The sequence below is a fragment of the Janthinobacterium goodfellowi genome (genome assembly GCF_051380695.1).
Classification (GTDB): Bacteria; Pseudomonadota; Gammaproteobacteria; order Burkholderiales; family Burkholderiaceae_D; genus Janthinobacterium.
Window position 1 is genome coordinate 125,259 of sequence record NZ_JBNYXN010000003.1, and the last position, 12,202, is coordinate 137,460.

General features: G+C 65.5%; 12 protein-coding genes. 1 reads left to right on the top strand and 11 read right to left on the bottom strand.

Features of this window, described 5'->3' with window-relative positions; all coding sequences use genetic code 11:
* Positions 1-73 precede the first annotated feature (73 nt).
* Positions 74-799, top strand: coding sequence for a PhaM family polyhydroxyalkanoate granule multifunctional regulatory protein (locus tag ACQ4WQ_RS12920; protein ID WP_436497589.1), 726 nt, complete (start codon positions 74-76; stop codon positions 797-799).
* A 21-nt stretch (positions 800-820) separates the two neighbouring features.
* Here ACQ4WQ_RS12920 and ACQ4WQ_RS12925 read toward each other — a convergent pair whose 3' ends face one another.
* The 11 genes from ACQ4WQ_RS12925 to pdxR form a co-directional block, all read right to left on the bottom strand.
* Positions 821-1,084: a hypothetical protein gene (locus ACQ4WQ_RS12925; protein WP_240453519.1), complete on the bottom strand. Its 264-nt coding sequence runs from the start codon at positions 1,082-1,084 to the stop codon at positions 821-823.
* Positions 1,085-1,100: 16 nt separating this feature from the next.
* A complete protein-coding gene (locus tag ACQ4WQ_RS12930; protein ID WP_436497591.1) occupies positions 1,101-2,831 on the bottom strand; it encodes a response regulator in 1,731 nt (576 codons plus the stop codon).
* A gap of 11 nt (positions 2,832-2,842) precedes the next feature.
* Positions 2,843-3,562, bottom strand: a complete 720-nt coding sequence (locus ACQ4WQ_RS12935) for a sensor histidine kinase (protein WP_436497593.1) — start codon at positions 3,560-3,562, stop codon at positions 2,843-2,845.
* Between the two features lie 171 nt (positions 3,563-3,733).
* Positions 3,734-5,512, bottom strand: coding sequence for a family 2A encapsulin nanocompartment cargo protein cysteine desulfurase (locus ACQ4WQ_RS12940; protein ID WP_436497595.1), 1,779 nt, complete (start codon positions 5,510-5,512; stop codon positions 3,734-3,736).
* On the bottom strand, positions 5,487-6,416 hold the full coding sequence (locus ACQ4WQ_RS12945; RefSeq protein ID WP_070221598.1) for a family 2A encapsulin nanocompartment shell protein: 930 nt from the start codon (positions 6,414-6,416) through the stop codon (positions 5,487-5,489). Before ACQ4WQ_RS12945 ends, ACQ4WQ_RS12940 begins: the two co-directional genes overlap by 26 nt.
* Before the next feature lie 117 nt (positions 6,417-6,533).
* On the bottom strand, positions 6,534-6,758 hold the full coding sequence (locus ACQ4WQ_RS12950; protein WP_070312556.1) for a helix-turn-helix domain-containing protein: 225 nt from the start codon (positions 6,756-6,758) through the stop codon (positions 6,534-6,536).
* A gap of 7 nt (positions 6,759-6,765) precedes the next feature.
* On the bottom strand, positions 6,766-7,752 hold the full coding sequence (epsC, locus tag ACQ4WQ_RS12955; RefSeq protein ID WP_326457465.1) for a serine O-acetyltransferase EpsC: 987 nt from the start codon (positions 7,750-7,752) through the stop codon (positions 6,766-6,768).
* A gap of 19 nt (positions 7,753-7,771) precedes the next feature.
* Positions 7,772-8,269 (bottom strand): rhodanese-like domain-containing protein, encoded by a 498-nt coding sequence (locus ACQ4WQ_RS12960; protein WP_436497598.1) that lies wholly within the window; start codon positions 8,267-8,269, stop codon positions 7,772-7,774.
* A 197-nt stretch (positions 8,270-8,466) separates the two neighbouring features.
* Positions 8,467-10,098, bottom strand: coding sequence for an FAD-dependent 5-carboxymethylaminomethyl-2-thiouridine(34) oxidoreductase MnmC1 (mnmC1, locus tag ACQ4WQ_RS12965; RefSeq protein ID WP_436497600.1), 1,632 nt, complete (start codon positions 10,096-10,098; stop codon positions 8,467-8,469).
* Positions 10,098-10,661: a DNA-3-methyladenine glycosylase I gene (locus ACQ4WQ_RS12970; protein WP_326457472.1), complete on the bottom strand. Its 564-nt coding sequence runs from the start codon at positions 10,659-10,661 to the stop codon at positions 10,098-10,100. The genes mnmC1 and ACQ4WQ_RS12970 overlap by 1 nt, the downstream gene beginning before the upstream one ends.
* Positions 10,662-10,699: 38 nt before the next feature.
* Complete coding sequence (pdxR, locus tag ACQ4WQ_RS12975; protein WP_436497602.1) at positions 10,700-12,178, bottom strand: MocR-like pyridoxine biosynthesis transcription factor PdxR; 1,479 nt, start codon at positions 12,176-12,178, stop codon at positions 10,700-10,702.
* Positions 12,179-12,202 lie beyond the last annotated feature (24 nt).

The window sequence follows — 12,202 nt, forward strand, 5'->3', positions numbered from 1 at the left end:
TGTTGGCAGCTTTGCGTCAGTTGCAAGCTGATATCTGCTACGCTAGGCACATCCACCTACCAGGAGATTTCGCATGGCAAACCCGCAAATGCCCCAAATGCCGGGCGCAGCAGTTGTGACCGACACCCTCGACTTCGTCAAGAACCTGTGGGGCAGCATGAGCGTGCCCGGCATGGGCGTGCCCGGCATCACGGCGCCCACCATGTCGGTGGAAGAGCTGGACAAGAAAATCAACGACTTGAAAGCCGTCGAAGCCTGGCTGAACCTCAATACCAGCATGCTGCGCGGCAGTATCCAGGCACTGGAAGTGCAGCGCGGCACCATCGCCACCCTGAAATCGATGGGCGCTTCCCTGGCGGCGGCCATCACCCAGCCCGGTGCCAGCGAGAAAACCGTGTTTGAATCCGTGCCCTACGCTTCCGCGTTTTTCCAGCAAGCCGCCCCTGCGGCGCCAGCGCCTGAGCCAAAACCGGCGCCCGCACCCGCGCCGGAACCGGCTGCGGCCGCGCCCGACGATGCCGGCAGCCACGCGGCAGCCCAGCTGGCCAATCCAAGTGCTTGGTGGAATTTGTTACAAGATCAGTTCAAGCAGGCCGTGTCGACAGCCATGTCGCCCGATGCCGCCAGCGCGGCAGCGGCCAGTTTTGGCGGTGGCGCGGCCGGAGCGACGGCCAAGCCAGCGGCCGGCAAATCCGCCAAGCCGGCAGAAGCAGGTACGGCAGCCAAGGCCAAGGCCCCGCTGCGCAAGGCGCCGGCAAAGCGCGCGGCGCCCAAATCGAAAGCGCCAGGCAAGGCCTAGCACGTCAAGCTGGCGATATGATCAGGCGATACGATGAATGCGGATCGCCTCGATCTGATTGTCGGCCTGGCGTTTTACGTCACCGATCGTGATCAGGCCTTCGTCGGCCAGCGCCTTGGCGTGCTCGTACGAAGACTGGAATGTTTCCAGCGTGTCTCCCTTGGCGGCGACCGGGCGTACCCAGGCAACGGCGCCAACTTTCATTTTTTTGTATACTTCATTGACCACATCACGCATAGTTTCTTCCTTATTGTTGTAGAGCAACTCAAGCACGGGCGAACCCACGCTGGCCCCTAGTTTATCATCCGGCACGCTCGCGCACGGATTTTCCCCCTTTTTCCGGTACCGGCGGCGTTTTTTCCGCCACCTCGACGGCCTCTTCCGGCCCGGGCGGCGGCGTCAGCTGCACCAGTTGCTCCATCAATTGCGCAAAGCGCTGCTGCCCTGGTGCAATTTTGTCCACATACAACAACACTTCCATCGCTTCGGCCGCCAAGTCCGCCTGGTAGCCGCGCTGCTCCAGGAAGGACACGATGATTTGCGCGGAATTGAACAGGATGCGCAGGTTGTTCGGCAGTTTTTCGCGCGCCGCGCGCATCCAGGCGACGGCTTCGTTGAGCTTGTCCGTCTTCCACAGCAGCACGCCCTTGTTCATCAAGTCCGATGCTTCCTTGCGCGAGGCGATGATCAGGCTCGTGCCTTCGTCGCCCATCTTCGCCTTGTCGAAGATTTTCTGTACTTCGTCCTGCACCACCTGGTTGTCGTGGTTGTTCTTCACCACATAGCACAGCAGGCCGGCCGGCGCATCCTTGACGCCGACGGCGAACAGCAAGGTGGCCAGTTCCATGCAGATGCTTTTCTCGGGCCGCACCGGGTCGTCAAGCAGCATGGCTTCGAGCTCGTCGCCGCACTTGCGCGCGCGCCGGTAGTCGCCCGTTTCGTGGTGCACCATGCCTTCCGTGATCTTTGCGCGCAAGCCGATCTGCTCGGGCGAGAATTCGCGCTGCGCCAGCAGCAGCCATTGCAGCGCTTCCTTGGCATCCTTCTTCAGGCCGCACACGCGCGCCAGTCCCAGATAGGCATCCGGCGTCTTCATGACGGAAAATTCGCCGATGGAAATACACTTGCGGAAGGCCTTTTCCGCCATGCTGATATTGCCTATTTTTAAGGCGGCGAGGCCCAGGTTGCGCTGGCGCGGCACGGAATTGGGCGACAGGCGCGCCGCCTTTTCCAGCACGCCGCACGCTTCCTCGTGCTGGCCCATCAGCTGGTAGGCGACGGCCATCTGGTCGTAGGCGTCGATGTAGTACTTGTTTTCGACGATCACGCCCTGGAAGATCTGGCGCGCCGCCTCGTGCTCGCCGTTATTCATGCGGATCTTGCCCAGGCCCGCCCTGGCCCAGCTGTAATCGCGCTCGGCCAGCACTTTTTCGTACACGGCGCGGGCCTTTTCCGGCTCGCCGCTTTTCAGCAGCAACGACGCCTTCATGCGCAGCAATTCCAGCTCGTGCAGCTTGTTGACCTCGATCTGCGCATCGCACAATTTGGCGGCGCGCAGATAATCCTTTTCCATGCAGGCCTGGTCGATTTCGCGGAACACCTGCTTCTTGTGCCACACACGGCTCAGCCGCGTCAGCAGCACGCCTTCCGTGATCGGCTTGATCAAATAGGCGTCGGGCTGGTGCTCGGCCGCGCCCATCACCGATTCCACGCTTTTCTCGGCCGACACCATCAGCCAGACGCTCGACGGCGCCGTCAGGTTGCGCACGCGCGTCTCTTCCAGCACTTGCTGGCCGTTCTTGCCTTCGCCCAGGTTGTAATCGCACAGCACCACGTCGTAGCGCGTCTTGGCCAGCAGCTTCATGGCTTCGCCGCCGCTGGCCGCCTGGTCGATATGGCGCGCGCCCAGGTTGCGCAAGGATTCGCGCAGCAGGATGCGGATGCCGATGAAGTCGTCGACCAGCAGATAATGTTTGTCGGCCCAGTCGGTGCTGCCCGCTTCGGCGGCGGTGGCGTGGCTGTCTGTCGTCATGGTGTTCTCGCTCAGGGCAGGCGCAGGATGAAACAGCCGCCGCCCAGGGCGCCGCCATTTTCCAGGGCGATGCTGCCGCCCTGCCCCCGGTGCTTGTGCATCTTTGCCACTTCGCTGGAAAAATACAGGCCCAGTCCCGTGCTGTTGGTGGAAAAATTCACGCCGGCCGCCATGCCATCCATGGCCGCGCTGCCCGCGTCGAGCAAGGCCTGCGAATAGCCGTCGCCATTGTCTTCCACGCGCAGCTCCAGCAAGCCATCGGCCTGGCGCACCGACAGGCGGATCGTATCCTTCGTGTAGCGGATGGCATTGTTGATGGCATGCGCGAGCACGCCGATGACGAGGTCCTCATCAAGGGTCCAGATCAGCTCCGGCGGGCAGGACGTCTGCAGATGGATGCCTTTCGAGGCCAGCAGGATCTTTTCCTGGTCCACCACCTGGTCGATGACCTGGCTCACCAGTTGAGGCTGCACGTCGAACGGGTAGCCGGGCTTGCCCACTTCCTTGTACAGGGCCAGCAGCTGGATCAGGTTATCGTTGAGGCGCTTGGTCTGGTACAGCATCTGCGCCATCTGCAGGTAGGCGGGGTCGGCTTGCGGCGCGTCTTTCGCCTGCTCGGCCGCCAGCAGGGATTCCAGGGTGCCGCTGACCACGCTGATCGAGTTTTTCATGTCGTGCACGGTCGACGCCAGGAACAGGAAAAGCTCGGGCGAGCTGTGTTGATCTTCCACCGGATATCTCCTTGGGCGCCGGCGGCACGGCGCCGCGGCTTGAATATTGCCAAGGATAAATTATACCGCCAGCCTGCGGACGCCAGCCAGCCGCGCGCAAAGTCCGTGATCTGACGCAACAATGCCGCCCCGCTTGCGCCGGGGCGGCATCAGGATGACAAATTGGCAAGATCAGCGGCGCACACCCGCCAGGCGTTTCACCACGACGATCATGCGGTCGATTTCCTCATACGTGTTGTAGAAGGCGAACGATGGCCGCACGGTCGCTTCCACGCCGAAGCGGCGCAAAATCGGCTGGGCGCAATGGTGGCCCGAGCGCACGGCGATACCCTCCTCGTTCAAGGCGCGCCCCACTTCCGCCGGCTCATAGCCGGCCAGCACGAACGACGCCACGCTGGCCTTCTCGAACGCCGTGCCGATCAGGCGCACGCCGGGAATCGCTTGCAACTGGTGCGTCGCGTATTCCAGCAGCGCGTGCTCGTAGGCGGCGATGTTCTCCAGGCCGATGCGCTGGACGTAATCGATGGCCGCGCCCAGGCCCACGGCATCGGCAATATTGCCCGTGCCCGCCTCGAAACGGTTCGGCACGCCCTGGTAGACGGTGCGCTCGAACGTGACGTCGGCGATCATGTTGCCGCCGCCCTGCCACGGCGGCAGTTGCTCGAGCAAGTCCGCCTTGCCATACACGGCGCCGATGCCCGTCGGGCCGAACACTTTATGCCCCGAGAACACGTAAAAGTCCGCACCGAGCGCCTGCACGTCCACGCGCAAATGCGACACGGCTTGCGCGCCATCGACCAGCACGCGCACGCCGGCCGCATGCGCCAGCGCGATGATCTGCGCCACGGGCGTGACGGTGCCCAGCGCATTCGACACCTGCGTCACGGACACCAGCTTGGTGCGCCCGTTGAGCAGCTTGCGGAATTCATCGAGCAGAATCTGGCCGCTGTCATCGACGGGAATCACGCGCAGAATCGCGCCCTTTTCCGCCGCCAGCTGCTGCCATGGCACGATGTTGGCATGGTGCTCGAGCTGCGAGACGATGATCTCGTCGCCGCTGCCGATGTACTTGCGGCCGAAGGTATTGGCGACCAGATTGATACCTTCCGTGGCGCCGCGCACGAAAATGATTTCATTGGCCGAGGCGGCGCCCAGAAAGCTCGCCACCTTGGCGCGCGCCGCTTCATAGGCATCGCTGGCGCGCGCTGCCAGCGCGTGGGCGGCGCGGTGGATGTTCGAATTCTCGTGCGCATAGAAATACGACACGCGGTCGATCACCGATTGCGGCTTGTGCGTGGTGGCCGCATTGTCGAACCAGGCCAGCGGCTTGCCGTTGACCCGTTCGGCCAGCACGGGAAAGTCGCGCCGCACGGCGTGCACGTCGAATGGCGCGGGCGTCTGGTGCTGGCCCGGCTTCGTCGCCGAGGGCAGCTCGGTCTGGAAATAGAACGCGGGCGGGCTGTCAGATGGCGACACGGGCAGCTGGCGCGCGGGCGTCCGCGGCGTGGCAAACGCCTCGGGCGCGGCCTGTCCCAGTCCCTGGCCCGCCAGGCCATCGAGATTATTGTTCGACACGGGATAACCATGCGCGCCGCCGACAAAATAGTAAGGCGACGGTGCACCGATGGCGGACAGCCGCGGCGTGGGCACCGATGCCGGCGCCGGCGCAATCGGTGCTTCCAGTGGCGCCGTCACGGGCGGCACCTGCGCCGTCGCCACGCCGGGTGCGATGGCGGCGAACGACGGGCCGGGCTGCGGCGGCGGACGGTTTACATAGCGGGGCGCCGCATCGAGCACGCTGCCGGAACCACCAAGGCTGGGCGACTTGTCCAAGCCCGGCAAACGGGCAAAGAATTCACCGGCCAAGCGGTTCAGGGTCGCTTCGTCGGGTAAAAATGGGACGGCAGGCAAGCCCGCCGCACCATCACTTGTAGGTGTCTGGGTAGTCATGGTATTTACCGATCTCCACGTCTTCCAGTACGGCCAGCGCATCGTCGGTCAGCACGGCCAGCGAGCAATACAGCGAAATCAGGTAGGACGAAATCGCATGGCGGTTGATGCCCATGAAACGCACGGACAGGCCCGGGCTCTGCTCGCCCGCCAGGCCAGGCTGGAACAGGCCGATCACGCCTTGCCGCTGCTCGCCCGCGCGCAGCAGGATGATTTTCGTCTTGCCGTCTTCGATGGGCAGTTTGTCGGACGGCACCAGCGGCACGCCGCGCCACGTGAGGAACTGGGAACCGAACAGGCTGACGGTGGGCGGCGGCACGCCACGGCGCGTGCATTCGCGGCCAAAGGCGGCAATGGCCAGCGGGTGCGCGAGGAAGAAGCCCGGCTCCTTCCACACTTTCGTCAGCAGTTCGTCGAGGTCGTCCGGCGTGGGCGCGCCCGTCAGCGTAAAGATGCGCTGGTCGTCGTGCACGCTGGCCAGCAGGCCGTAGTCGGGATTGTTGATCAATTCGCTTTCCTGGCGCTCCTTGATCGTTTCGATGGTCAGGCGCAGCTGCTCCTTGATCTGGTCGTGCGGGCTGCTGTACAGGTCCGACACGCGCGTGTGCACGTCGAGCACCGTGCTGACGGCATTGAGAAAATACTCGCGCGGCTGGTCGTCATAATCGACGAAGGTTTGCGGCAGTTCCGACTCGTCGCGCTGCGAGCAGGCCACGCGCACGTCCTTCGGATTTTTCACGCGGTTCAGGCGGTAGATACCCGCTTCCACGGGCAGCCATTGCAGCAGGTGCACCAGCCAGCGCGGCGTAATCGTGGATAACTGGGGGACGCTCTTGCTTGCATTGGCCAGCTGGCGCGCAGCGTTGTCGCCCAGCGCAAACTGGCTCTCTGTTGCTACTGTCATGACTACTCCTGATGAGAAAAGTGAATATGCTTATCTGAAAAACAAATAAAGTATCGAGCGTCTCCCCATTCTTCTCAACATGCTATCGCCATCATCGTGGCGCTGAATCCACCCGCTTTAATCCACCAGTTCCGGCTCGCAGCGCGCCATCAATCCCGCCAGGCCGATGCCCAGCGCGATGGCCAGTTTTTCCACCGTCAGCAGCGATGGCGTGGCGGCGCCCCGTTCGATTTCGCCGATGAACGAGCGGTTCAAGTCGGCCGCTTCGGCCAGGCGCTCCTGCGACCAGCCATGCCCTTCGCGCAACTGGCGCACGGCCAGTCCAAACTGTTTGATCAACATGCTGTCCTCATGGGTGGTGGGCAAAGGCGGGGTGGGATGGCGCCGGCGACTCCGGCGCCTCCTGCTGGTTATGCGCTTGCGTGACGTGGCTGCCGGGCGCCACGCTGCGGGTCAGCCAGACATTGCCGCCGATGACGGAGCCCTGGCCGATGGTCACCCGTCCCAGGATCGTCGCGCCCGCATAGATGACCACATCGTCCTGCACGATGGGATGGCGCGCCAGTCCCTTTTTCAGCACGCCGTCGGCTCCTGCTGGAAAGCGCTTGGCGCCCAGGGTGACGGCTTGATAAATGCGTACCCGTTCGCCGATGATGGCCGTCTCGCCGATCACCACGCCCGTGCCATGGTCGATGAAAAAGCTGCTGCCGATGATGGCGCCCGGGTGGATGTCGATACCCGTCTGCGAATGGGCCACTTCGGCGATGATGCGCGCCACCAGCGGCGCGCCGAGCGCGTACAAGGTATGCGCCAGGCGGTAATGGATGATGGCCAGGATGCCCGGATAGCACAGCAGCACTTCGTCGACGCTGTGCGCGGCCGGGTCGCCATGGAAGGCGGCCGCCACGTCCGTGTCGAGCTGGGCGCGGATGCGCGGCAGCGCGCGGGCGAAGCGCTGCACGATGGCCAGCGCCTGCTGTTCGATGGACACCGTCTGCTGCAAGCCGTGCTGGCGCGCGTGGTAACTGAGTTCGCGCCGCACCTGTTCGTGCAGGCCTGTCAAGGTCGTGTCGAGCGTGTGGCCGACAAAAAAATCCTCGCTCTCCTGCTGCAGGTCGAGGGGCCCAAGGCGCATGGGGAACAGGGCAGCGCACAGAGCGCCGACGATATCACGCAAATGCTGGCGCGACGGAAATTCGCGCGCGCCGCACTCCTGGCTGCTGGCCAGCCCTTCGCGCCACTGCGCGCGCACGGCGCGCAACTCGTCGACGATCTGATGCAGTTCCCATTGCGGCTGCGCGGCAAGGGAGGCGGAGGGAATGGCTCGCTGGTTCATGGTGGTCCCGGGAAGCGGTTTAATCTTGCAGCCAGGGCAGCGCATGCCAGCGCCAGCCGCCGCTGTGGCCGCGCTGCTGCTGTGCGTCGAGGTCGCCCTCGAAGCCTTGCGCGATATTGAAGACGTGCGTAAAACCCGCCTTGGCCGCCGCTTCGGCCGCCAGCGCCGAGCGCTTGCCGCTGCGGCACAGCAGCACCACGACGGCATCCTTGCCGCCCACCTTCGCTTCGAGCTCGCGGGTAAAACGGGGATTGCGGTTCATGGCCGTGCCGGTCGCCCACGCCACGTGCAGCGAGGCGGGCACGTAGCCGACGAAAGTGCGTTCTTCGTTGGTGCGCACGTCGACCAGCACGGCTTTGCCAGCCTGCACCAGTTGCCACGCATCCTGCGCGCTGACGATGCCCGCATACGGCAAGCCCTGCGCCTGCGCCTGGGCGCGCGCGAGATGGAGTACTTCGTCAAACGCCGCCTCGCCGTGCGCGGCGCGGGGATCGAAAATCAGTTCTGCAGCAGCCATCTGTCCACCTCTTTATTCCGTCGTCAAAAACCAGCACGAGTCCACTGTAACGAACTTATGTTGTTCGGAAAACAAATTAAAAAGAGTTTGGAAAGCTGAAAAACGTATATGGGGTCAGTTCCTTCGGAATCGGAATATGCCCCATTGGAGCATATTCCCCCTGAGGGTCCGACCCCGGAATGTGCCTTTGGGTGTCATCAGGAAGCGCGGCGGCGTTCGCGAAGTAAAAAACGGGCTGGATCAAGCGCCTCTGCCAACTGACGTTCCAGCGGCAGCGGCTCCCCCTCCAGCTGGCACGCCAGCAGCTCGGCTGCCAGCGGCGCCCAGATCAGGCCGCGCGAGGCGTAACCGAGCAAGCCGAACAGCCCGGGCCAGCGCGGCACGTCGCGCAGGCGCTCGCAGCGGCCCGGTATGCCAGGGTCGGGCAAGGCGCCCGCCAGCGGCAGGCGGTCCGCTGCCATGCAGCGAAAACCCGTCCGCCCGGCCAGCGGCGCCTCGAACGGGGCAACGCCCAGGATGTCGGCGATCTTCGCGATATTTTCTTCCTGGTTCGATGGGCGAAGCTTGGCGTCCGCGTCCGTGTCGTAGCTGGCGCCCACGCAGACGACGCCCTGGTGCGCCGGCGTCATGTAGGCTTCGCGGCAGACGACGAAGGGCAACGATGGCAAGCTGCCTTCGGCCAGGTGCGTGACCTGGCCGCGCACGGCGTCCAGCGGCAAGCCGGCCGCCTGTTCGAAATCGACGGCTCCCGTGCCCGTCGCCAGGATGACGGTGGGTGCCGCCGCGATCAGGGCACCGTCCGCATCGCGCACCAGCCATTCGCCGTCGCCACGTTCCAGGCGCAGGGCGCTGCTGGAAAAGCGCCGCGTGAGCAAGGCGCCGCAGGCGTCCAGCATGGCCGCGCAGACGGAGGCTGGGCGCGCCCAGCCGCCCTGCCCGAACCACCAGGCACCATCGGGGGCCGGCGCGCCCAGCATGGCGGTCGCCTCGGGCGCTTCCAGCCAGCGGGCGAATTCGCGCGGATACAGGCCGCTGGCGGCGATCTGCCGCTGCACCTGCGCATGCGCGCCGTCGCGCGCCAGGTGCAGCACGCCGCTTTGCGCCCCCTCGATGGCGGCGCCGATGCCGCCCAGGTCTTTCCAGCGGCTCAGCGAGTACAGGTAGGCGGCGCGCACCAGGCGCGTGGCGATATTGTCGTCCTTCGACATCAGCGGCATGAAGATGCCGGCCAGGTTGCCCGACGCTTCGCTGGCCGGCTGCGCGTGACGTTCGATCAAGGTCACCTTCCAGCCGCGCGCGGCCAGCCGTTCGCAGGCGGCGGCGCCGGCCACGCCCGCGCCGATGACGATGGCGCGCCGCTCGGGCGCCGCTGTGGCCACGCTGTCACTGCGGCGCGCATAGAACACGGCGCGCAAGCGGCTCTCGTCAAACACAAAGCCCTGCTGTTGCAGGACCGCGCGCTGCGCTTCCTCCAGGTGCACGGCTTGCAGGCGGGCGCCATCGGCCATCAGGCGCGCCAGCACCGGCGTGGCGGCCGGCACCCAGGCCAGATGCACTTCATCGACGGTCGCCGACAATTGCGCCAGGCAGGCATCGGGCTCGCCGATCAGCACGTCGAGGGTCAGCAAACCGTCGCGCGCGACCATGCGGTGCAGGCCTGGCACGCAGGGCGGCCATTGCGTGCGCCACTCCTCGGGCAAGTGGCTGGCGTCGACGGGACGCGGCGCCAGCGCGATGTAGTGCAGGCGGCGCCCGCCATGCGCGGCGCAGGCGGCGCGCAGGCGGGCGCCGTCGAAATCCGTGTCCAGCAGAACCAGGGCGCGGCGCATCAATGCTCCGCGCGGCAAAAGCAGGCGGGCGCGTGGTCGTTGACCATGCCGATGCCCTGCATGTAGGCGTAGATGATGGTCGAGCCGACGAACTTGAAGCCCCGCTTGAGCAAGTCTTTCGACAATGTGTCGGACAAGGCCGTCTTGGCGGGAAACTCGCCCGGTTGCCAGCTGTTGACGATGGGCTGGCCATCGACATACGCCCACAAAAAGCTGTCCAGGGTCTGGCCTTCCGCGCGCAGGCGCAAATAGGCTTGGGCATTCGTGATGGCGGCCGCCACCTTCAGGCGGTTGCGCACGATGCCGGGGTCCGCCAGCAGCTGCGCCACCTTGTCCGGGCCATACGCGGCGATCTTTTCCGCATCCCAGTCGTCAAAAGCGGCGCGGTAGGTGTCGCGCTTGTTGAGGATGGTTTCCCAGCTCAGGCCAGCCTGCGCGCCTTCCAGGTTCAGCATCTCGAACAGCCGGCGCTCGTCGTGGCAGGGCACGCCCCACTCCGTGTCGTGATACGCAAGGTAGCGGGGATTGGCCGGATTGGCCCAGGAGCAGCGGATGGTGGTCATGGTCGTGTTCTTCATGTGCAGGCAACTGCCAGTATAGTTTATCGGCCGCGCAGGATGCGCCCCAATTCCTGCAAGCCATGCTGTATGTCGGCCGGGGGAATGGCCGCAAAGCCCAGCAGCAGCCCGGGCGGCGTGGCGCACTCTGGCCCCGCCGCCGGGTCGGCATAGTGTCCCAGCGGGCGCAGTTCGATGCCCCGCGCCAGTCCTGCGCGCGACACCGCTTCTTCATCGTGATCGCCGCGAAAATAGGCGCACAGTTCCAGGCCGCTGTCGGCCGGGCCGCACGCGAGCTGGTCATCGAGCTCGCGCGCCAGGCCGCGCACCAGCAGGTCGCGCCGCTCGGCATTGCTGTCGCGCGTGCGGCGGATATGCCGGCCGAAGTGCCCTTCGGCGATGAAGTCGGCCAGCGCCATCTGCGGCACGATGGCCGTGTGCCGGTCCATCACGGCCTTGGCCTGCACCAGCGCCTCGGCCAGCGCGGGCGGCGCCACCATGTAACCGAGGCGCAGGCCGGGAAACAGCACTTTCGACAGGGTGCCCACGTAGACCACGCAGCCGGCCCGGTCCAGGCTTTGCAGCGACGCCAGCGGCGCGCCCGTGTAGCGGTATTCGCTGTCGTAATCGTCTTCCACCAGCCACGCTTTATTGTGCGCGGCCCAGGCCAGCAAGGCCAGGCGGCGGGGCAAGCTCATGCTCACGCCCAGCGGCATCTGGTGCGACGGCGTCACGTACGCCAGCTTCGCCTGCGGACAGTGCGCCACGCCATACGCCACGTCCAGCCCCTGCGCATCGACGGGGACGGGAAACACGCACGCGCCAGCCGCGCGCAAGGGCCCGCTGGCGCCCCGGTAGCCGGGCGACTCCATCCAGGCAGCGTCGCCGGGTGCCAGCAAAATCGTCGAGAGCAAAAACAGCGCCTGCTGCGAGCCGGACGTGATGACGATTTGCTGCGGCGTGCACTGGACGCCGCGCGACGCCTTCAAATACACGCACAGCAATTCGCGCAGCGGCAGGTAACCGGCCGGGTCGCTGTAGCCGAACTGGTGGTCGGGGCGGCGCCAGCGCCGCGCTTCCAGGCGGTTCCACACGTCAAATGGAAAATGGTCGATGCGCGGCATGCCGACACGGAAAGCGCGCAGCGGCCCCCGGTGGAACGCCACCTGGCGCATGGCCGCCACCACGCCCTCCCCGCGCGCCGACAGGGGGCGCAGCAGGCCCGGCGTAGCTGCCGGCGGCACAGGCAACGGCACCTCGCGGCTGACAAAGGTGCCGCGCCCCACGGCGCCATCGAGGTAGCCTTCCGCCGTCAGCAGCGCATACGCATTGAGCACCGTCTGGCGCGACACGGCCAGCAGGCGGCAAAAATCGCGCGTGGGCGGCAGCTGCATGCCGGGACTCATGCGGCCGTCGAGGATGGCCGCCTTGATGGCCGCATACAGCTGGCGGAAAAGCGGTTCGCTGGCGCCGCGCTGCAGCGGCAAGGCGGCAATGATCTGGTTCAGGTGGGAAGCTGGCATGGCGGGGAGGACTTTTGAATTGGT

What these genes read in the sequence shown, in the direction of transcription:
- ACQ4WQ_RS12920 (WP_436497589.1), top strand. Translation starts at nt 74, where the DNA reads ATGGCAAACCCGCAAATGCCCCAAATGCCGGGCGCAGCAGTTGTGACC.
- ACQ4WQ_RS12930 (WP_436497591.1), bottom strand. Translation starts at nt 2,831, where the DNA reads ATGACGACAGACAGCCACGCCACCGCCGCCGAAGCGGGCAGCACCGAC.
- ACQ4WQ_RS12940 (WP_436497595.1), bottom strand. Translation starts at nt 5,512, where the DNA reads ATGACTACCCAGACACCTACAAGTGATGGTGCGGCGGGCTTGCCTGCC.
- ACQ4WQ_RS12945 (WP_070221598.1), bottom strand. Translation starts at nt 6,416, where the DNA reads ATGACAGTAGCAACAGAGAGCCAGTTTGCGCTGGGCGACAACGCTGCG.
- ACQ4WQ_RS12950 (WP_070312556.1), bottom strand. Translation starts at nt 6,758, where the DNA reads ATGTTGATCAAACAGTTTGGACTGGCCGTGCGCCAGTTGCGCGAAGGG.
- epsC (WP_326457465.1), bottom strand. Translation starts at nt 7,752, where the DNA reads ATGAACCAGCGAGCCATTCCCTCCGCCTCCCTTGCCGCGCAGCCGCAA.
- ACQ4WQ_RS12960 (WP_436497598.1), bottom strand. Translation starts at nt 8,269, where the DNA reads ATGGCTGCTGCAGAACTGATTTTCGATCCCCGCGCCGCGCACGGCGAG.
- mnmC1 (WP_436497600.1), bottom strand. Translation starts at nt 10,098, where the DNA reads ATGCGCCGCGCCCTGGTTCTGCTGGACACGGATTTCGACGGCGCCCGC.
- ACQ4WQ_RS12970 (WP_326457472.1), bottom strand. Translation starts at nt 10,661, where the DNA reads ATGACCACCATCCGCTGCTCCTGGGCCAATCCGGCCAATCCCCGCTAC.
- pdxR (WP_436497602.1), bottom strand. Translation starts at nt 12,178, where the DNA reads ATGCCAGCTTCCCACCTGAACCAGATCATTGCCGCCTTGCCGCTGCAG.